The sequence below is a fragment of the Streptomyces sp. NPDC020299 genome (assembly GCF_044387825.1).
Lineage (GTDB): Bacteria > Actinomycetota > Actinomycetes > Streptomycetales > Streptomycetaceae > Streptomyces.
Window position 1 is genome coordinate 16,151 of sequence record NZ_JBIRWL010000033.1, and the last position, 19,440, is coordinate 35,590.

Below are 19,440 nucleotides of genomic sequence, written 5' to 3' on the forward strand. Positions count from 1 at the left end.
ATCATCGGCACCCCCCCACTACATGCCGCCCGAGCGGCTCCTCGGCAAAGCTGGAGACGGCCGCGCCGACCTGTACTCGCTCGGCTGCCTGCTGCACGAACTCCTCACCGGCTCCACCCCTTTCAGCGATCTCGACACGGTTGCGCTGATGTACGCGCACCTGCACCGCGTCCCCGAACCACCTAGCGCCCGAAGCCTCGATGTCCCGGCAGCCCTCGACCAGCTCGTCCTAGACCTGCTCGCCAAAGACCCCGAAAACCGCCCCGCCACCGCCGACCAAGTCCGTGACCGCCTCCGCGCACTCACCACCGCACCCCCCGCAGTGTCGCAGCCGGAACCAACCACGGCGACGGAACGCGCATCTGAAGCGGCACTGCCGGTGCTCTCCGAGCCAGTCGCAACGGCGCACAACAGCACAGCGCGCGAGACCTCACCGGACGCCACTACCGTGACATCACCGGTCTCAGCGAGACGACCGGAGCTGACAGCCACTCTCTCCGAGCCGCTGCCCCCGCACAGCTTGCGTGCCTCGCTACCGTCGTGGACTGCACCATCGCACTCGCCGCCGCCCACAGCTAGGACGGTACGCACCCTCCCACCCACAAAGCGCCTCCCAGGCACCACCAGCACCCCGTGGACCTACGAGGTCAGCGAGGATTTCCTCTCCTCGCCGGTGGTCGCCGACGGCACTGTCTACATCGGCAGTGACCGCGGCCGGGTATACGCCTTGGATGCCGCCACCGGCACCGCGCGGTGGACACACACCACACGTGGCCGCATCAACTCCTGCTCACCGCCCGCAGCCGTCGGCGGAACCGTCTACCTCGGCAGCGATCACGGCCTCGTGTATGCCTTGAATGCCGCCACCGGCACGGAGCAGTGGACCTACACCACCCGCGATGACCGGTTCTCCTCTCCTACAGTCGTCGGCGGAACCGTCTACATCGGCAGCGATGAACGCAAGGTGTACGCCCTGGACGCGGCCACCGGCACCGAGCAGTGGATCCAGACCATACGTGGCAGCGTTCGCTCCTCGCCTGCGGTCGCCGACGGAACCGTGTTCATCAGCAGTAGTGACGGCCGCGTGTATGCCTTGGACGCCATCACCGGCACCGAGCGATGGACGCACCGCGCCGACGCCTATGAAACCTCCTCGCCTGCGGTCGCCGACGGCACCGTCTACCTCAGCAGCGGCGACGGCCTTTTCTATGCGTTGGACGCCTCCACCGGCTCCGAGCGGTGGACCCACCCCGCTGACAGCTCCGGTTATTCCTCGCCCACAGTCATCGACGGAACCGTCTACATTGGCGGCGGCTTGGGAAACTGCCTCTTGTACGCCCTGGATGCCGCCACCGGCACCAAGCGGTGGACCATCGCAGGCCACAACGACTCCTCGACACCCGAGGACGACAACGATGACCTCGTCTACTTCGACGATCTCCCCTCCTCACCCATGGTCGCCGAGGGAATCGTCTACATCACCAGCAATGATGGCGAAACGTTGCATGCCCTGGATGCCACCACCGGCGCCGAGCAGTGGACCCACGCCTCCCGCGATGGTGTCCTCAACACGCCCGCGGTCGCCGACGGGACGATCTACATCACCAGCACACGGGGCAAGGTGTACTCCTTGAACGCCGCCACCGGCACCGGTCCGACCACCTGACGCTGTGATGTCCGCGGCACCAATGTCGACAGACCAGTAAGCCGCCACGTCCGAAAGCGAGTAACGACGTCCGAGGCCGCAGGACGGGCTTGTGGCAAGTCGACAAGAGCGACGCCAACAAGTTCGCGGGCTGGACCTTCGGCAGTCCTCCTCCCGAGCAGACGACCTCATCACGCCACAGGAAACCAGAAACAGGCACTTACGCCGGGCTGGGGGCCTCGGCGTCACTGGATGTGTCGGACAGGGTGATGCGGGCTGTGATGCGCTTACCGACCGGCTCCTGCTCGATGAACAGTGCCTGGGTGACGGCCTTGACGATCTTCAGGCCGGTAAACTCTCCATGGCGGAGCAAGCGATTCGCCAACCGCGTCCGAGCCCGGCACGCCACGGTCCACGCGCTGCTGGAAGCCGGCCACAGCCGCCGCTCCATCGGGCGTCAGCTCCAGATGACCCACCGCAACCGTTAAGAGCCTCGCCGACGCTGCGAAGCCGGAAGACCTCTTTCGCGGCCAGTGGCAGGACAACAGGACCGCCCAGCCTCCACACTCTCGCGGCCGGCAGGCCACCTGATCAACCACCCGGCTCTCGGTGATAGGACTTCCCTCTACGGAAAGACGATGAGAAAGCGACAGCGTGGACGCAGTCAGCCTTTTCCAACCTGAGGTTGCAGGTCACGGGGCTGGCGTGGGACGGGGGCGGGGTGCTCGGGCTGGCCGGGTCCTTGATCGACAGCATGTGATGGTCCGCCAGCGGGCGGACTGCGCCGACACCTGGATCGTGCTGCTCTTTCGAGTGCCCTACCAGAGGGTGGCCGGTCCCGCGATGACCCAGCCGGCTTCGACAGGCTTGACCCAGAAGCTCAATGCCACCTCGATAATCTGCGCGCGGTAGGTGATCTCAACGTAGACGTGACTGCCGGTGTCGCCCCAGTGGAAGTCCGCAAGATTGAGTTCGCCGAGCCAGGACAGATCCTGCTCCCACTCGTCGGCAGCAGGGTTTCTGCTCGCCTCAGCCCCATCGGCGCTTGCTTCGACGGACCCGGTCCACAGCGACTTGAGCACATGACGGACCGGGCTGTGATCGATGAGCTGTTCGGCCTCAGGGATCCTCCCGGCTCGGAGCAGGCTGAAGTAGCGGCGAACGACAGCTTCGACGTCCGCCTTGGCAGGGTGCTCCGTCCAGATCCTCACCGCGAGATCATACGAGTTCCGTGACTGCCTCAGTCTGAGCTGACCAGTTGGAGGGTGAGGACGGCTTGGACGACGTTCGTGATCCGGGTCGTTGAACAGCGGAGTTTGCGGAGGAGCCGCCAGGACTTGAGGGTGGCGATGGCTTGTTCGACCAGTGCCCGGATCTTGGCCTGAGACCGGTTGACGGCCTGCTGGCCGATGGACAAGTTCTCCCAGCGGCCTCGGAAAGGGTGACGCACCGTCCCGCCTGCGCCCTGGTAGCCCTTGTCCGCCAGCAGGTGATGCCGGCCCCGGCGAGGGCGTCGACGATGCCGTGTTCGCGGGCCGCGCGGACATCGTGGACGGCACCAGGCAGGGCCGGTGAGGCCCACAACAACCGGCCGAGGGGATCGGCGAGGACCTGCACGTTCATCCCGTGCTTCTTATGCTTCCCCGAGTAGTAGGGCCGGTCCGCAGCGATCCGGTCGATCGGCAGCAGGGTCCCGTCCAGCAGCACGAACGCCTTCGACGACGCCGTCCGGACTGCCTGCGCAAGACTCGGCGCGAGAGCGGCCAGGACCTCGACTGCCTCGGTGATGTATCGGTACGCAGTCGTGGTCCCGATGCCGAACCCGGCCGCAAGCTGCGCATAGGGGTGGCCGTTGCGGAGATGGGCGAGAGTGAGCAGGGCCTGTCGGCCGACACTCAGGCGCCGCCAGCGGGTACCGAGCTCTCGGCGGCGCTGACGGAGCTTGGCGGACAGGAAGCGCAGGGCAGAACTGGACACGTCGACGCCCGACGGGTAAACAAGCACACGAAGCCTCTGGTGGAGACGGATTTCTTGGTCGAAAACCCATCTACCAGGGGCTTCACCTGTCTCTCAGTCCAACTGGCCTACCCGATCACCAAGTTGGAAAAGGCTCACTGGGAGCAGATGACCACGCAGGAGACGGCCGCCGCCCTCGGCATGGCGCGGAACGGTCAAGAGCACACTGCACCGGGCGCTTACACGGCTCCGTCAGGAGTTGCAGCGCCGCGACCCCGACTGTACTTCGGCGTCAACGGCCGGCCGTGGGTGCCCACCGACTGGCCGCCGGGCACACTGATTCGCGGACCGCACCGCATCCCCGGCGCCAACGGATGCGGGCCCGTCCGCCCCGGGCACCCGTCGCGAACAGAGCGGACGGCACAACTGCAGGCGGCAGCGCGTCGCTGACCTGCTGCAGGCAGGGCCGCCTCAAGGGCCGCGCACAGTGAACGCTGCCTGCAGCACTGGCAATTGACAGCACGGAGACCTTTCATCCATGAGAGCAAGGGAAGTTCGCAGCGAGACAGCTGCCATCCGCGTACAACCCTGCGCTGCCTGCCGGGGTCTGAGATTCCGACCTTCATGATCCGCACGGTTTTCGGAGGCACAAGCGCTCCGAGACCGGCCATCTTCGATACGGACTCGAATGCGTACACATGCCGCAGCGGTTGCTGCAACAGCGACTGCCGCCCTGCTGACCCCCCTCTTCGCCGCCCCCGCCCACGCGGCACCCGGACCGGTCATCACCAAGGTCGTGGTCAACAAGGGCAAGAACATCGTGATCGGCCCCACCACGGTCACCAAGTTCAGCGCCCAGATCACCGCCACCTACACCGCCGGGATATCCGTGGCCGACGTCAACTTGTGGCACGGCAGCACCTACGCCAGTCGCGACCGGGCCCTGTCCTACGACGCTCCGAGGTGCACCACCAGCGGCACCTCCACCACCTGCACCATGAACTTCCAGGTGGAGGCCGACACCCGCGACATGACCAACGTGGTCTCCAACACCCAGGCCGGAACCTGGCACATCGCCGCCTGGGCCAACGGCAAGGACCGCACGCAGACCGCCGTCTACGACTACGCCGTCACCAAGGTGCAGCGCGCCTCCAAGCTCAGCGTGAACGCCTCCCCCGAGCCCGTGCGAAAGGGCCGGACAATCACCGTCACCGGGGCTCTGACGCGCGCGAACTGGAACACGCGCAAATGGGCCGGCTACAGCGGCCAGAAGGTGAAACTGCAGTACCGGCCCGAGAACACCAGCGCCTACACCACCCTCAAGACGATCACGACCAACAGCACCGGCAACCTGAACACCACCGTCAACGCCACCGCCGACGGCTACTACCGCTACGTCTTCGCCGGAACCTCCACCACCCCCGCAGCCACCACCGCCGGTGACTACGTCGACGTCATCTGACCCCGTTCCTCCCCGGCAGGGCCGCTGGCACTGCCCATGACCGCCCTGGGGGCCGTCGTGCGGGTGCACCGACAGTCGCGGTTCGGGCGTTTCCCTTTTCGCCGGCGGTGTCACCGGCTCTGGCGTGTGGGCAACATCGCTTGGAAGGGCTGGGCGTGCTGGTGCAGGGCCGGAGACAGCTGTGGTGCGGGCGGGACGGCGGCCCGCCTGCGGAGCTTGGCGAAGATGTCGGCCATGCGCCGGGCGGCCGCGAGCGGGTCGGGTCGCGGGTGTGTCCACTCGCTTCCGGAAACAGGTGGGCCCCGGCCGAGAAAGGCCTTGAGCAGCTCGAAGGCGGAAGGTGAACAGACAAGACCGTGCCGATGCGGTGGACCGGGAGATGGCCGCACGCCTGCTGCCCGATACCGCCGTGCGAGCGCTGGGCCGCTGGTGGAACGAGAATGCGCCGGCCTGTGCGGACGGCACGCCTGGCGCGCACACGCCCTGTGCAGCGCCTCGTGGACGTGAACCGGCGGCGGCCTGCGACCCCGGCGGCGCCGGTCGTGGGCAGGCAGCGGGCGCCAGGCGCAGTTGTGCCAGCCGGTGGTGCGAGCGGCCGGCTTCAAGCAGCCAGGACGTCCCGCAGCTCTTGTACAGCGCTCTCGTGGTGGTGGGCGGGGATCGAGCGGTACAGGTCCAGCGCGCGACGGTGGACGACGGCATGAAGCTGATGTCGGCCGCGGCGGCATGCAGCCGGATCGGGTTCACGGCCCGTCTGCGGGGGTCGCGATGGCGGCTCACCCGCAGCACGATGAACCGGGCGGAGGATGTGAGCTTCACCAACATCATGCTGGGCACCGAGGAGCGCCATCCGGTCAAGCGAAGGGAGTTGCAAAGGTCCGCCGCTGACGTCTTCCAGGACCTGCTCGGCATCCCCCGGCTCGGCACGGGACGTACGCGCGTCACCCTGGACCTGATGATTCCGTGGATCTATGCACGTCAGCGGGATCTGCCGAACGACTACCTCGGCCGGCAGAGCAAGGAGCAGCGGATTGCGGTGGGCCGGGTCCTGCTGGGTGCCGATGACGAGACGGTCGACGCCCTGCGCCAGGAGTCCGGTAGCAAGACGAAGAAGTGGCGGTCGGCGAGTAACCGGGTGAAGAAGATCCTGCGCGACCGCGAGGAGCGCGAGCTGCCGTCGGTCGAAGATCTTCAGCGCCGTGCCGCCCAGTGGACCGCGCAGCACCACGAGGTGTCCGCCACAGCTCAGCAGGCCGGCGCGGTCCTCAGCCGGCTGCACACCGAACTCGCAGCACTCCAGCAGAAGGTGTCCGCAGCGGCGGAGGTGCGCCAGGCCGCGCGCGCGGCCGCCGACGAGCGGCAACGCACAGCGCGTCACCTGGAGACGGCAGCCGGTGAGGCCCGGGGGCGCCTGGCCGGCCTGCGGGAAGCCGCCACCGACCCGAGCCTGTGCCCCCAGTGCGTGCGGGCGCTCGATCTGACGGGGCTGTCCAAGGACGACTGCCCCGTGTGCCGGCGGTTCGACCCCGAACGTCAGCAGGGTGCCGAGCAGTTCCAGCGGCGGATGTCCGAGGCGCAGCAGGCTGCCGAGCGGGCCCGTGAAGCCGCCTGTCGCGCGGCACAGGCCGCCGATGACGCCCGCGGTCGGGCCAGCGACTCAGATCGGGCAGTGGTAGAGGCTGCGGCCGCCGCCCAGGTCTTCGCCCGGGACGTGATGGAGCCGCAGAAGAAGGCGGTGGTCGAGGCGGAGGCCGCCGCGCGGGAGCTGGCCGCGCGACTGGAACAGAATGCCGAGCACCTTCACGAACTTGCCGAGCTGACCGAGCTTCGCGAGCGGCTGCCGCAGCTGGAGAAGGACAAGGATGCCGCCGAGGCCGCGTACACCGCCGCCCGGCACGACACCGACCTCATGGTCAAACAAGGCACCGACCGGTGGTCCAACCACCTGCTGCAACGCATGCGGGCCTGCGACCCGGAGATCACGACCGCCTCGATCAGCCTGGAAGACTTCACCGTCACCATCAACGGCAGCGCGTTCGACGCACGAGGCGTCGCTGGACACGGCATGATCCGCACCAACGTCAGCATGCTGCTGGCACTGCGCGACACCGCCCGGGAAGTCCCCGCGATGCCCGTGCCGCAGTTCCTGATCGTCGATGGCCCCTTCACAGGCCTCGGTAGCAGCCGAGAGGATCAGCGGACCGGGACCGCTCTGCTCAACGGCCTGACGGATCTGGCAGCCTCTGAAGACCCCTCCGGCAGCGCAGGACAGGTCGTCATCGCTTGCACCGAACCGCATGGATCTCTAGGGTCGGCCGAACGCGAAATCCGCTCCAGCCTGGCAGAAGGCGCAATCCCCGGCCTGCCGCCGCGTCACTCCAGCCCGGCGTAAACAACTCTCGCCCAGCATCACGCGCGGAGGAAGGAGAGCGGCACGAGCGCCAAGCACAGCTTCAGCCGAAAAACGGTCCTCGACTCGGGCACGAAGGCGGGCACCCGATGGGCCGCAGCCGGCTCGGCAACCGGCCACGGCACCACCACAGCCGGGACGCCGAGTCAAAGGAAACTCGCCCCAGCACACATTGCGTGATTGCCGGATCGGCATACCAGCACACGGAGCCGAGCCGGTGATCACCCATGCAGCCGGTCCAGCACCCCTCATCGGGCCGAGCCCCGACCGCGTCAGCATCACGATGTCAGCGCCTGGAAGACGGCCGGCGGGAGCCGGCGTGCGTGCCCTGGCACAGGCGCCGGTGTTCATGACGGAGAGAGCATGAAGCGTCCGGCCAGCCGACGGGTGTAGGAAGCGGACCTGAAGATCCACTAGGCGGCCTCTGCGCCAGGGCAGCTGCGTCTGCACAGCGCAGCCACACTACGGCGGCCACGGCCGACCGGCATCCCGGCCACACTGCGCGGCCTGCACCAAGCCCCCCTTGCGTGCTGCTGCGCAGGCCGTACCCCCAGCGCGTGCAAGGAGAGCAACAGTGCCATTCCAGCTACCCCTGGCGACAGCCGGGTCGGTGGTCGACGGGCACAAGGTCAGCGGAGCTTCCAGGCCGTGGTCGGCGAACAGTGCCTGAAGCGCCGCGCGCCGCTGCTCGTACGGCCAGCCGGTCACGTCCGCGCCCGCGTGCACCAGGTCGAAGACCACGTAGCGCGCCGGCCACTGGCGCGCCGCCTGGGACGCACCGGTCCCGCGCCGGGCGAGCCGCTGCTGCAGCCGCTCGAACGCCAGCCGATTCCCACACCACCAGCTCGCCGTCCAGCCCGGTGTCCGCCGGCAGCTGCGCGAGGGCCGCCGCCCGGATCTCGGGGAACGACGCCGTCATGTCTGCCCCTGCCTGGAGCGCAGCAGCACCCGCCGGTCCGCGTACACGGCGAGCTGGGCGCGGTAGCCATCGTTCTCCAGACTCTGGCGTGTCTCATGAGACATGGGCCCGTCGAGACGACCGGCCTTGGCTCTGGCCGCCAGAAATGGGGCGGCTTCGGCCAGGCCCCTCGTCGAGTTTTGTAGCAGAGCAGCCGTGGCGGCCGCCTCTGCGGGCCAATTGCCGGAGCGTGACTGTGCACGGATTGACGCTCACTGCGGCGATTCCCAAGCTGGTGGGAGGGGCTGGTGGAAGGGACCGCGGTCGTGAGTGGTGGACAGAGTGAACTTCCCCGATTGCTGACGGCAGCGGAGACAGCGGCGCCGGCGGACGCCGTGGACGTGATCGCGGAGGACCTGCGGCGGCGTTTCAACGCCACGAAGGTCTCCTTCCTCATCGTGGACCTGACGGGGAAGGCGGTGGCGCGGCTGTCCACCGCCGCTGCGGAGAGCGAGCGGGAGGTGGAACGGATCCCTCTGTTCGGCAGCGTCTACGAGGAGGTGATCCGTACCCAGCGGCTGTATCAGGACGCGACCGGACAGGGGCGGCGGGTGATTGCCCCGGTCACCAACCGGGGGGATGCGATCGGGCTGCTGGAACTGCTCCTGCCGACCGACCCCGGCGAGGACGTCCTCGATGCGGTCGGGGAAGCCGCCCACATCCTGGCCTACGTCGTGATCGCCAATGGGCGCTTCACCGACCTCTACACCTGGGGCAAACGTTCCAGGCCTCCCACGCTGGCAGCTGAAATCCAGTACCAGCTGTTGCCCCCGTCGCTGTCGTGCGAGGCTGCACAGTTCACCCTGTGCGGGAATCTGGAGCCCTCCGAGGACCTCAGCGGTGACACCTTCGACTACAGCCTGGACCGCGACACCTTGCACGTGTCGGTGACCGACCCCATGGGCCACGACATCGATGCCGCCCTGGCCGCCACGGTCCTGGTGGGCGCCCTGCGCGGCGCCCGCCGGGCGGGCGCCGGCCTGGCCGAACAGGCCCACCGGGCCGACCAGGCACTGATCGACCACGGTCACGGTCATGCCACCGGGCAGTTGCTGCGCATCAATCTCCACACCGGGCGGGCCCGGCTTGTCAACGCGGGGCACCCCTGGCCACTGCGCATGCGCGAGGGGGCTGTGGAGGCGATCACCTGCGAGGCGGACCATCCCTTCGGGCTGTCCGAGCTGACCCCCCACCCGTACCGCCTGCAGGAGCTCGACCTGCGGCCCGGTGACCGTCTGCTCATGTTCACCGACGGCATGCTCGAACGTCACGGCGAGAATGTCGACCTGCCCGCCCTGCTGGAGCGGACCCGGTACCTGCACCCGAGGGAAACCACGCTGGCGTTGACGTCCGCGGTCAGGGACGCCGCTGACGGCCGGCTCGAAGACGATGCCACCGCTGTGTGCCTGGACTGGCACGGCCCCAAGGAGATCCAGCGGCATGTCAGCTCCGGCGCGGACACCCGGCAAGCCTCAGCCGCACGCACGAAGGACCAGCCGTGACCCAGCTAGGTTCTGTCTCCTTGGCCAGCGCCGTGCCCAAATGAAGATCGCGGCGAGGTGGAGTGCGGCTTGGTAGGCGATCGCGAGTTTGTCGGTTCGTGTGGCCAGGCCACGCCGATGTTTGAGGCGGTTGATGCACCGCTCGACGGTGTTGCGCTGCTTGTAGGCATCGGCATCGAAGCCGGGCGGGCGCCCGCCTTGCCGCCTCCGGCGCAGACGGTGGCCGATCTGGTCCGACGGCTGCGGGATGACCGCGCGGATCTGTCGGCGGCGCAGATGGGCACGGATCACGCGGGATGAGTAGGCGCGGTCGGCCAGGACAGCTGTGGGGCGGGTCCGGGGCCGGCCTGGGCCGCTTCTGGGCACCCGGATGCGGGCCATGACCGTTTCGAAGGCGGGTGCGTCACCGGCCTGGCCTGCTGTGACGGCCAGGGCCAGGGGCCGCGCCTGGCCGTCTGCGGCCAGGTGGAAGTTGGTGCTCAGCCCGCCGCGTGAGCGTCCGAGTGCGTGGTCGGCCGGTTCGTTGCAGCCCTCAGCCCCCTTTTGAGTGCTCCGGCGGCGTGTTGGTGGGCGCGGACGACGGTGGAGTCGACCGACACGATCCAGTCGATTTCGTCGTCGGCATCGGCCGCCACGAGGACGGCGGCGAGGATCTCCTCCCAGGTGCCGTCGACGGCCCATCTGATCAGCCGCTTGTGGGCGGTCTGGAACGGGCCGAGCTCGTCGGGGAGGTCCCGCCAGGGCGAGTTGGTGCGGTACTTCCATGCGATGGCCTCGAGTGTGCGGCGGTGGTCGGCCCATCGCCGTCCGCGGACCGGATCGGCCGGCATCAGCGGCTCGATCCGGTCCCACATCGCATCAGTGATCACTCATCGGACAGACACATCCGATCAACTGATGAGCCCACCAAAGAGACACGCTCAGTGCTGTGCCATCTCCCACCCCGGTCCCAGGTGAAGCTTCCCTTGATGTTGGACACCTGGAGACTGGGACGTAAGGTTCCAGAGGAAGTAGTGCCGGGTGGGAAGCAAGAGCAACCGCAGCAGGCGGTACTCGGAGGAGTTCAAGCGCGACGCGGTCTCGCTGGTCCGCTCCTCCGGCAAGACCGTCACCGAGGTGGCCCGGGAGATCGGGGTCAGCGCCGAGGGCCTGCGGAACTGGGTCAAGCGGGACACGATGGCCCCGTAGTCCTAGCTCAGACACCAGGGAGCAAGTAACCCGCCGGTAGCTTTCAGGGCTTCGTGGCCGCGGTCTTCTTCGGCTGGCGGGGCACGGTCTTGGTCTTGTCGAGGTGTCCGTACACCGTCGACCTCGGGACGCCGAACATGTCGGCGATCTGCTGGACGGTCTTCTCCCGTTCGTCGTAGAGCCGCGCCGCGAGCGCGGCCTGGTCCGCGGTGAGGCGTGGCCGGCGCCCACCGACCCGGCCGCGGGCCCGCGCGGAGGCGAGCCCGTCGTTGGTGTTCGCCACGATCAGCTCCCGCTGGAGCTCGGCGAGCACGGACAGCATCCCGAACATCGCGCGGCCCTCCATGGTGGCGGTGTCGATGCCCTGCTCAATGACGTGCAGCCCGATGCCCCGCTCGCGCAGGTCCGCGCCGAGCGTCACCAGGTGGAGCACCGAGCGGGAGAGCCGGTCGAGCCGGGTGACCGTCAGTGTGTCGCCCCCGCGCAGCAGCTGGAGGACGAGGTCGAGCTTCGGACGGGACGACTTCGCGCCGCTCGCGGTGTCGACGTGGATGTTGTCGCGGCCGACGCCGGCCCGCAGCAGGGCGTCGATCTGATGATCGGGGTTCTGGTCGGCGGTCGAGACCCGCGCGTAGCCGATGAGCATGTGTCGGAATCTATCGGTCAGACCGTTCACCGACGTTGATTCTCGACGCGAGTTGCCGACATTGCTCACCTGCGGGTTCGTGATCACTGGTTGGAGTATCGGTAAACGGTCGTTTGCCGACACGCACATCGAGTTCTGCACGGCCGGCGTAACCGACTGAGCCCACCGCCTGCGGAGCAGGCGGCCGGTTCAGCCTGCCAACTGCTGCAACCATTCGCGCAGCAGAGCCGTCTCCGTTTCTCGCAGAGGTACACCGGCGCCCGCAGCCGAGGGCCCGGTGGTGAGCGCGGTCTCCAGTACGGCATCGAGGGCGAGTGCGCGCGAGGCCAGGTCCGACCCGGACGAGGCGGGCGAGTCCGTGGTGACCGAGGCGATGACGGTGTCCCGCAGCCGAGTCGAAGTGGTCAGGTCCCGCTCCGAGGGCTCTTCGCCGATCAGCGCCAGCGTGGCACCCGTCGTCGCCACATGGATGACGCGGGTCGCCTGCGCCACCGGAACCCGAAGGCGCCCGGCCTCGGCCGCCCGGCCCAGCAGTCTCACCAGCAGGGCGTGCGCCTCGTCCGCGGCCGGGGGCCGCCGCCCGGGCCGCACAGTGCCATACATGAGCACGTAGAACGCGGGGTGCCGCACTCCGAAGTCGACGTGCAGGTCCCAGCCGCGGTAGAGGTCGGCCACCGGGTCGTCGGGGGTCAGCGCCAGCGCCTCCCGTTTCTCGGCCAGGTACATCTCGAACCCGTAGGCGGCCAACTCGGCCAGGAGTCCGTCCTTGTCGTCGAACATCCGGTAGAGCGCGGGGGCCGTGATGCCCGCGGCTGCGGCGACAGCGCGCGTGGAGACCGCTTCACTGCCGCCCTCTTCCAAAAGCTTGGCGGCCACCTGCAGTACCTGGCGCCGCGCGGCGCGTCGTCCCTCGTCCATGGAACAACGATATCCCAAGTTGCGTATCGTCGCCTTATCGGTGCTACTGTCTAAACCGGAACGACGATCCACGCTGATGGTGGTCGGCGCCGGCCCGCGAAACCTGGGCATGCGCCGCACCCCGGCCGGGGCCGTCGCTCCCTCAACTCGTGGAGCAGTGCGGCCGACCGCCGCAGCGGGCAGCTCATCGTCCGCCGGCACACCACCGAACACGCCGCCATCGCGGCAGGATAGGAACACCCGTGTCCGATATCTCGATCGTCATCGCGTCGCATTCCGGCTACGGCCACACCGCCCAGATCGCCACGGCCGTGGCCGACGGCGTGCGCTCCATCGCTGGGACGCACGTCCACCGCGTGGACGTCGCCTCCCTCAGCGACGCCGACTGGGAACTGATGGACGCCGCGGACGCCATCATCTTCGGTACCCCCACCTACATGGGCACCGCGTCGGGGGCGTTTCACGCCTTCGCCGAGGCCACAAGCAAGCGGTGGATGACCCGCGCCTGGAGCGACAAGCTCGCGGCGGGATTCACCAACTCCGGCTCCATGAGCGGCGACAAGCTGCACACCTTGCAGTACCTGGCGCTCCTGGCGGCCCAGCACGGGATGCTCTGGGTGAGCCTGAACCTCCTGCCGGGCTGGAACACCACCACATCCGGCCCCCAGGACGACAACCGCCTCGGCTTCTACCTCGGCGCCGGCGCACAGAGCTTCAACGACACCCCCGCCGTCCACGACGCAGACCTGAACACCGCCCGCCACCTCGGCCGGCGCGTCGCCGAGCACACCCGCATCCACCGCGCCGGACTGACCGCCGCAGCGCACTGACACAACGGTCCGCCAAAAATTGCCTTCTAGTTTCTTTCCGAGGAGTGAGTTATGCAGCACCGGACACTCGGAAGCCAGGGCCTTGTGGTCTCGGCGATCGGCTACGGCGCGATGGGCCTGACGATGGCCTACGGATCCACCGACGAGGAGGCCGGCGTTGCCGCCCTCCGCCGCGCGCACGACCTGGGCGTCACCTTCTTCGACACCGCCGAGATGTACGGCTGGGGCACAGGATCCAACGAGATCCTGGTCGGCAACGCGGTCAGGGACTTCCGCGACGACGTGGTCCTGGCCACCAAGTTCGGTGTCGACATGTCCGTGCCTCCCGAGCAGATCGGCGGCACTCTCAACAGCCGGCCCGACAACATCCGCAAGGTCGCCGACAACAGCCTGCGCTACCTCGGTGTGGATCACATCGATGTCTTCTACCAGCACCGCGTCGACCCCGAGGTACCCATCGAGGAGGTCGCGGGCGCCGTCAAGGAACTGATCGACGCGGGCAAGGTGAAGTACTTCGGCCTCAGCGAGGCCGGACCCGAGACGATCCGCAAGGCGCACGCCGTGCAGTCGGTCTCCGTCCTGCAGACCGAGTACTCCCTGTTCGAACGGGACGTCGAGCAGCTCTTCCCCACCCTGGACGAACTCGGCATCGGCTTCGTCGCCTACTCCCCCCTCGGCCGCGGGTTCCTCACCGGCACCGCCAAGCCGGCCGGCCAGTACGAAGCCACCGACATGCGCAACGTCGACCCCCGCTGGCAGCCGGGCAACTTCGAGAAGAACATCGAAGCCGTTGACCGGCTCGCCGAGTTCGCGGTGGCCAAGGGTGCCACCGTCTCCCAGCTAGCCCTGGCCTGGCTCCTGACCCGGGGCGAGCACGTCGTGCCGATCCCCGGCACCCGCAGCCCGAAGCGCATCCAGGAAAACGTCGGCGCCGCCGACCTGACCCTCACCGACACCGACCTCAAGGCCATCGCCGAGATCCTGCCTCAGGGCGGCTTCGGCGCCCGCTACACCGAGGGGCACGTGCCCACCTGGATCTGAGACCCACCCTGGGACATATGCACTCGGACACCGACGCACGGGCCCGGTGAGGCCCGGATCACCGAAGCCTTGGAACGCCGGCCACGCGAGAGTGCCCGAAGCCGTTGGAGCTGGCTTCGGGCACTCTCTTCGACGGCGCCGAACACTCAGCTGGGCATCGTCGCGGTGGGCTCAGGGAAACGCGGCCGGGGCACTGTGATCGATAGCTCCAAGTCGAGCCGCTTGTCCATGTCGAGGCGGAAGGTGCCGTAGGGGTTGACGTTCGACCAGAACAGCGCGGTCAGCCCGCGCCGGTCCTCGCCGCTGAGCCGCTTCGCCCACTCCTGCTCGGCCAGGACCTGTTGCAGCAGCAGCGTATTGATGTGGACGAGACTTGACTGGAGAAGGTGCAGGGCGAGCATCGAGGTCTCGGCGTGCTCCTTGTCCGGGCCGGTCAGGGCGCCGTCCTTGCCGTAGTACAGCACGGTGTTCGCCGAGTTCCAGTTCTCAACGACCTGAAGGCCGCCGTGGATCTCGCGGCGCAGGTTGGGGCTGGCGAGATAGTCGCACGCAAAGATCGTGCGGACGGCACGGCCGAGTTCTTCGAGCGCGGCGTAGGTGGGGTGCTTGGGGCCACCGCGGGTGAAGCGGCGCAGCACCTGCTCGGCCTCTGCTGTCCCCAGACGCAGCGCGGTGGCGTACTTGACCATCTGGTCGTACTGCTGAGCGATCAGGTCCCAGCGGATCGCGCGAGTCAGCGAGCCTCCGAGCGCTGGCCAGCCGGGCGGGTCGTCGTCGGGCCGGTACAGGCGGATGCTGCCGATGTTCTTCAGCCTGGGCAACAGGCGGAAGTTGAGCAGCTCGGTGAAAGCGAACCCGACGACGCTCGCGCCGTGGGTGTCGACGTAGTTGGACTCGATCTCAGCGTCGGTGCAGTGGCGGAGCAGGCCCTCGATCATCGCCGCGGCCTCGGACGACGAACAGCTCTTGAGCTGGGAGTAGATGCAGACGTTCTTCCGCTCGACGTGCCAGTAGATCATCACGCCGTTGCCACCGTATCGGGCGTGATACTCGGTCATGAAGTTCGAGGACCAGGACCCGAACTTCTTCGAGTCCGACGCGCATGCGGTGCCCTGGCCCCACCACGCGGTGTCGCGGGTGGCCAAGGTGGCGTTCACCAGCTTGGTCACGGCGGCCCGGAGGTTGTCGACAGTGATGAAGTGCCGGCGGACGTGCCTCAGAGCGGCCTCCGTCTCGCCGTGCTCTCCGGTGGCCACGATCGCCCGGATGCCCATGTTCGTGCCCAGGGCGAAGAGCGCAAGCAGTAGGCGGCGCTGGAGGGTGGCACGGTCGATGCGCTCGTAGACGGCGACGGAGGCGAACTCGTCGGTGAAGCCGGTGACGAAGTAGGCGTTCTTCAGCACGTCCAGGAGGTCGAGGACCCCCCAGCGGCGCACGACCTCGTCCTTGAGTGCCTGGAGACCGGTGGGCTCGTCCAGCTTCTCCAGCTTGGGCACGGTGATCCACGGCTCGCCACGCCGGGTGGTCACCTTCACCCCGTCGGCCGAGCCGTCCGCGAGCGCGGCCGACAACCGGTCCAGCCCGCTGGCCATGCGCTGCTTCAGGTCGGTGATGAACACCTGCGGGTCCATCGGCTGGCGGATCGCGGCGTAGTGCACGGCGCGGGTGGCCTCGAAGTCGCCGGGCAGGTCATCTCACTGGTGAAGCGTCGGTATTCGAGGGTTGCAGTATTCGCCCACACGGCGACCACTCACACACCCGGCCCGGTCGCGGTGACAAGGCGTACAGCTCTCACCGCAGCGGGCGCTGTTTGCGCGAAGACGCCGGATCAGGAAGGAGAGACGGACCTCTTGCGGTGAACCCGCTTGGGCGCCCGCGCTCCGGTGGAGGCCTTCGTCCTCTGCTGCCGCGCCGTACGGACCCCTCTCAGCAGCGGCAATCCCGCACGACAGAAGGCTCACCCGGCGCTACGAGGTTCACCACGCCGGTACAGCACCGATGTGCTGCATAACCCCGCGGAGGCCGGGCTGGCCCCGTTCGCCGACGATCCGGCCGTCGGCCATGTAGTAGAAGCTCATGGCCTGCACCGAGTCTTGTTGCCGAAGTGTCACCTGATGACCACCGGCTGACCGCCACCTGCCGGGCGCTCTGTCGGATCCCGGGAAACGATGGGAGACGTCACCGCGAGCAACCAGCAGCCGAAGCACCGCGCGAACACCCGAACCGCGCTGGAAGGACACGTCATGACCGCGACCGCTCCCAAGGCTCCGACTGCACCAGGGGTGCGGTCCTGGTGGGGAATCCCGTACGCCACTGCCGAGCGGTATCGCCGACCCGTGGTCGCGGAGTTCGATCCGGACCTCCCCTATGACCGCAAGGGCGTCGTCTCCATCCAGCCCGACAGCGGCGACTGGCTCGAAGCGGACAGCGGGATGGGCGAGGACTGCCTGAACCTGAACGTGTGGGCTCCCGAGCAGCCCGCCGACAAGGCGCTGCCGGTGGCCGTGTACATCCACGGTGGCGGATTCGAGTACGGCGCGAACACCCAGATCACCTCCAACGCCTCCGGTCTCGCGGCGACAGGGCGTGTGGTGGGCGTGTCGATCAACTACCGGCTCGGCGCGCTGGGTGCGCTCTCGCTGTCGCAGTACGGCGGGCGGCTGGCGGAGGCCAGCAACCTCTTCCTGCAGGACGTCATCGCCGCGCTCACCTGGATCAAGCGGAATATCGCCCACTTCGGCGGCGACCCCGACAATGTCACCGTCTACGGCCACAGCGGTGGCGCCTACTCCACCTTCGGGCTGCTGGGTGCCTCCTCCGCCGACGGCCTGTACCGGCGTCTGGCCGGTTTCTCCGGCGGGCCCGCTCGTAGCATCCCGGCCTGGTGGGCAGAGGAACTCGCGCACCGGTTCGCCACCGAACTCGGCGTCGCGGACAACCCTGAGAAGCTGCTCGACCTCGACGCGACCTCCCTTAGGGACGCCCTGCGCAAGGTCGCCCCGACGGATCTCGGCGTCCGCGGCGGGGTGGACAACAAGGCCACCGGCGTCGTCCTGGACATCGGGCAGCCCGGCGCAATGGTGCACGCCCACCCCATGGATGTCCTGGCCTCGGGCGCACACCGCGATGTCGACGTGCTGCTGAGCATGGCCAGCGACGACATGGGCTGGTGGGTGGCGAACGACCTCGACCGGTTCGACCCGCACACTCTCGACGCCGTCACCGACGAGGTCGCGACGTGGCGCATTTCCCGCTCGCGCGCCAAGAAGCTCGTCGATGCCTACGACCAGGGTGGCCGTAAGCCGGTCGAGGTCCGCGCCGCCCTCATGGCGGACTACCTCTTCGCGCTGCCCGCGGCCCGCGGTGCCCTGGCGCACGCCGCCGCGGGCGGCAATGCCCATCTCCTGATGATCGGGCCCGCCGAGGGTGCGCCCGCGTACCACGGCACTGAGATGTACGGCCTGGTCGGCCAGGAACAACCGGGTCGCAGCGCGGAGCAGGCCGAGCGTGACACGCGTATCCGCGACATCGTGCTCGACTTCGCCACCGGCGAGCAGTCCCGTCTGTGGCCCGCCGTCACGGACCGGCCCACCTCGGAAAGCGTCGGCAACCCTCCCTTCGAGGCCACTGCCCACTACGAGGCGGCCCTCGACCTGTGGGAGGGCATCGACCGCCCCTGACAGACGGCGGGCGATCCGGAACAACGCAGGGCACAGACAGAGTAAGGAAGTCGGCATGAGCCAACCAACAGCAGCCGGCTCCGCACCAGCAACCATGCGGGCCGTCGTCGTCACCCACCCCGGCGGCCTCGACGCACTGGAGATCAAGGACGTGCCGGTGCCCGCCCGTAAGCCCGGCTGGGTACGGATCAAGGTCAAGGCGTTCGGCGTCAACGAGTCCGAGGTCACCACCCGCAAGGGCGAGTCGGACGCGGAGGTCACCTACCCGCGTATCCCCGGCATCGAGGGCGTCGGCGTGGTCGACGAGGCAGACGAGGACAGCGGGCTGCGGCCGGGCCAGCAGGTCGCGACCATGATGGGCAACATGGGCCGCTCCTACGACGGCGCCTACGCCCAGTACGTGACCGTCCCCGCCGGGCAGATCATCCCGTTCGAGACGGACCTGCCGTGGGACGTTGTCGGCGCACTGCCGGAGATGTTCCAGACCGCCTACGGATCCCTGACCCACGGCCTGGACCTCAAGGCCGGGCAGACGCTGCTGATCCGCGGCGGCACCTCCACGGTCGGGCTGAGCGCGGCGACGATAGCCAAGGAGATCGGCGCCACCGTCATCTCCACCACCCGCAACTCCGACCGCGGCGACGAGCTGCGGGCGATGGGCGTCGACCACCCGGTCGTGGACGACGGGCGGATCGCCGAGAAGGTCCGCGACCTGGTACCGCAGGGTGTCGACGCGGCGCTGGAACTGGTGGGCTGCACAGCTCTGCCGGACACCTTCGGATGCGTACGGGTGCACGGCGCCGTCTGCTTCACCGGCGCTCTGGCCGGCGGCTGGTCCATTCCCGACTTCAGCCCGTTCATGATCCCCAGCGGGGTGCGGCTGACCAGCTACGCGGGCGAGGCCGCCGACCTGCCGCCCCAGGTATTCCAGCAACAGCTCCAGGCGATCGCCGACGGCCAGCTCAAGACCCCGGTCGCCAAGACCTACCGCGGTCTTGAGCAGGTACGTGACGCCCAGGCTGACGTCGAGTCCGGTACGACGCCCGGCAAGCACGTGGTGCTCCTCGACGACTGAAGAAGCACCGACCATCCCGCACCGGGTTCGTGGCCGTTCCGCGTTTCCAGATCGCCCGCCCCCCGGAGGGAAGATCTGATTGCAGGGCTGGCAAACCGAACAGTTGACTACAACGAACGCGTGTGGAAT

Annotated in this window: 15 protein-coding genes and 2 pseudogenes; 10 read left to right on the top strand and 7 right to left on the bottom strand. The window is 68.3% G+C overall.

Features of this window, described 5'->3' with window-relative positions:
• Nucleotides 1-22: 22 nt before the first annotated feature.
• Nucleotides 23-1,666 carry a PQQ-binding-like beta-propeller repeat protein gene (locus ACH45E_RS43930; protein ID WP_361456779.1) on the top strand — a complete coding sequence of 548 codons (1,644 nt, stop codon included), beginning with the start codon at nucleotides 23-25 and terminating at the stop codon, nucleotides 1,664-1,666.
• A gap of 199 nt (nucleotides 1,667-1,865) precedes the next feature.
• Here the strand turns inward: ACH45E_RS43930 and ACH45E_RS43935 are convergent, their stop codons facing one another.
• The 3 genes and pseudogenes from ACH45E_RS43935 to ACH45E_RS43945 all read right to left on the bottom strand — a co-directional run bounded on the left by ACH45E_RS43935 (nucleotide 1,866) and on the right by ACH45E_RS43945 (nucleotide 3,544).
• Nucleotides 1,866-2,018, bottom strand: coding sequence for a hypothetical protein (locus ACH45E_RS43935; RefSeq protein ID WP_361456782.1), 153 nt, complete (start codon nucleotides 2,016-2,018; stop codon nucleotides 1,866-1,868).
• A gap of 445 nt (nucleotides 2,019-2,463) precedes the next feature.
• Nucleotides 2,464-2,856, bottom strand: coding sequence for a hypothetical protein (locus ACH45E_RS43940; RefSeq protein ID WP_361456785.1), 393 nt, complete (start codon nucleotides 2,854-2,856; stop codon nucleotides 2,464-2,466).
• A 29-nt stretch (nucleotides 2,857-2,885) separates the two neighbouring features.
• Nucleotides 2,886-3,544, bottom strand: a pseudogene (locus ACH45E_RS43945) (transposase family protein).
• A 213-nt stretch (nucleotides 3,545-3,757) separates the two neighbouring features.
• Here ACH45E_RS43945 and ACH45E_RS43950 point away from each other — a divergent pair.
• From ACH45E_RS43950 to ACH45E_RS43965, 4 genes and pseudogenes are all read left to right on the top strand, one after another.
• Nucleotides 3,758-3,941: pseudogene (locus tag ACH45E_RS43950) on the top strand (RNA polymerase sigma factor); the annotation flags it as partial.
• A 348-nt stretch (nucleotides 3,942-4,289) separates the two neighbouring features.
• On the top strand, nucleotides 4,290-5,063 hold the full coding sequence (locus ACH45E_RS43955; protein WP_361456788.1) for a calcium-binding protein: 774 nt from the start codon (nucleotides 4,290-4,292) through the stop codon (nucleotides 5,061-5,063).
• 379 nt (nucleotides 5,064-5,442) lie between these two features.
• Nucleotides 5,443-7,455, top strand: a complete 2,013-nt coding sequence (locus ACH45E_RS43960) for a hypothetical protein (protein WP_361456791.1) — start codon at nucleotides 5,443-5,445, stop codon at nucleotides 7,453-7,455.
• Nucleotides 7,456-8,697: 1,242 nt separating this feature from the next.
• Nucleotides 8,698-9,933: a PP2C family protein-serine/threonine phosphatase gene (locus ACH45E_RS43965; RefSeq protein WP_361456794.1), complete on the top strand. Its 1,236-nt coding sequence runs from the start codon at nucleotides 8,698-8,700 to the stop codon at nucleotides 9,931-9,933.
• On the opposite strand, the gene ACH45E_RS43970 is transcribed toward ACH45E_RS43965, so the two are convergent.
• Nucleotides 9,904-10,787, bottom strand: a protein-coding gene (locus ACH45E_RS43970) for an IS5 family transposase (RefSeq protein ID WP_361456901.1) whose coding sequence is annotated in 2 segments (ribosomal slippage) — nucleotides 9,904-10,457 and nucleotides 10,457-10,787 — 885 coding nt in all. Because the reading frame shifts where the segments join, the coding sequence is not laid out codon by codon here. The genes ACH45E_RS43965 and ACH45E_RS43970 overlap by 30 nt on opposite strands.
• Before the next feature lie 166 nt (nucleotides 10,788-10,953).
• Here ACH45E_RS43970 and ACH45E_RS43975 point away from each other — a divergent pair.
• Nucleotides 10,954-11,121 (top strand): transposase, encoded by a 168-nt coding sequence (locus ACH45E_RS43975; RefSeq protein ID WP_361456797.1) that lies wholly within the window; start codon nucleotides 10,954-10,956, stop codon nucleotides 11,119-11,121.
• A gap of 43 nt (nucleotides 11,122-11,164) precedes the next feature.
• Here the strand turns inward: ACH45E_RS43975 and ACH45E_RS43980 are convergent, their stop codons facing one another.
• Together ACH45E_RS43980 and ACH45E_RS43985 are read right to left on the bottom strand one after the other, a co-directional pair.
• Nucleotides 11,165-11,767: a recombinase family protein gene (locus ACH45E_RS43980; protein WP_361456800.1), complete on the bottom strand. Its 603-nt coding sequence runs from the start codon at nucleotides 11,765-11,767 to the stop codon at nucleotides 11,165-11,167.
• 189 nt (nucleotides 11,768-11,956) lie between these two features.
• Nucleotides 11,957-12,685 carry a TetR/AcrR family transcriptional regulator gene (locus tag ACH45E_RS43985; RefSeq protein ID WP_361456803.1) on the bottom strand — a complete coding sequence of 243 codons (729 nt, stop codon included), beginning with the start codon at nucleotides 12,683-12,685 and terminating at the stop codon, nucleotides 11,957-11,959.
• A 242-nt stretch (nucleotides 12,686-12,927) separates the two neighbouring features.
• Between ACH45E_RS43985 and ACH45E_RS43990 the strand changes: the two genes are divergently transcribed.
• Together ACH45E_RS43990 and ACH45E_RS43995 are read left to right on the top strand one after the other, a co-directional pair.
• Nucleotides 12,928-13,515, top strand: a complete 588-nt coding sequence (locus ACH45E_RS43990) for a flavodoxin family protein (RefSeq protein ID WP_361456806.1) — start codon at nucleotides 12,928-12,930, stop codon at nucleotides 13,513-13,515.
• A 51-nt stretch (nucleotides 13,516-13,566) separates the two neighbouring features.
• The gene (locus ACH45E_RS43995; protein WP_361456809.1) at nucleotides 13,567-14,556 is read left to right on the top strand and encodes an aldo/keto reductase; all 990 of its coding nucleotides are present in this window, start codon (nucleotides 13,567-13,569) and stop codon (nucleotides 14,554-14,556) included.
• Between the two features lie 146 nt (nucleotides 14,557-14,702).
• Here ACH45E_RS43995 and ACH45E_RS44000 read toward each other — a convergent pair whose 3' ends face one another.
• Complete coding sequence (locus tag ACH45E_RS44000; RefSeq protein ID WP_361456812.1) at nucleotides 14,703-16,214, bottom strand: transposase; 1,512 nt, start codon at nucleotides 16,212-16,214, stop codon at nucleotides 14,703-14,705.
• A 585-nt stretch (nucleotides 16,215-16,799) separates the two neighbouring features.
• Between ACH45E_RS44000 and ACH45E_RS44005 the strand changes: the two genes are divergently transcribed.
• Both ACH45E_RS44005 and ACH45E_RS44010 read left to right on the top strand, forming a co-directional pair.
• Nucleotides 16,800-18,236, top strand: a complete 1,437-nt coding sequence (locus tag ACH45E_RS44005; RefSeq protein WP_361456815.1) for a carboxylesterase family protein — start codon at nucleotides 16,800-16,802, stop codon at nucleotides 18,234-18,236.
• A 55-nt stretch (nucleotides 18,237-18,291) separates the two neighbouring features.
• Nucleotides 18,292-19,311, top strand: coding sequence for an alcohol dehydrogenase catalytic domain-containing protein (locus ACH45E_RS44010; RefSeq protein ID WP_361456818.1), 1,020 nt, complete (start codon nucleotides 18,292-18,294; stop codon nucleotides 19,309-19,311).
• Nucleotides 19,312-19,440 lie beyond the last annotated feature (129 nt).

What these genes read in the sequence shown, in the direction of transcription:
- ACH45E_RS43930 (WP_361456779.1), top strand. Translation starts at nt 23, where the DNA reads ATGCCGCCCGAGCGGCTCCTCGGCAAAGCTGGAGACGGCCGCGCCGAC.
- ACH45E_RS43955 (WP_361456788.1), top strand. Translation starts at nt 4,290, where the DNA reads ATGCGTACACATGCCGCAGCGGTTGCTGCAACAGCGACTGCCGCCCTG.
- ACH45E_RS43960 (WP_361456791.1), top strand. Translation starts at nt 5,443, where the DNA reads ATGGCCGCACGCCTGCTGCCCGATACCGCCGTGCGAGCGCTGGGCCGC.
- ACH45E_RS43980 (WP_361456800.1), bottom strand. Translation starts at nt 11,767, where the DNA reads ATGCTCATCGGCTACGCGCGGGTCTCGACCGCCGACCAGAACCCCGAT.
- ACH45E_RS43985 (WP_361456803.1), bottom strand. Translation starts at nt 12,685, where the DNA reads ATGGACGAGGGACGACGCGCCGCGCGGCGCCAGGTACTGCAGGTGGCC.
- ACH45E_RS43995 (WP_361456809.1), top strand. Translation starts at nt 13,567, where the DNA reads ATGCAGCACCGGACACTCGGAAGCCAGGGCCTTGTGGTCTCGGCGATC.
- ACH45E_RS44005 (WP_361456815.1), top strand. Translation starts at nt 16,800, where the DNA reads ATGACCGCGACCGCTCCCAAGGCTCCGACTGCACCAGGGGTGCGGTCC.
- ACH45E_RS44010 (WP_361456818.1), top strand. Translation starts at nt 18,292, where the DNA reads ATGAGCCAACCAACAGCAGCCGGCTCCGCACCAGCAACCATGCGGGCC.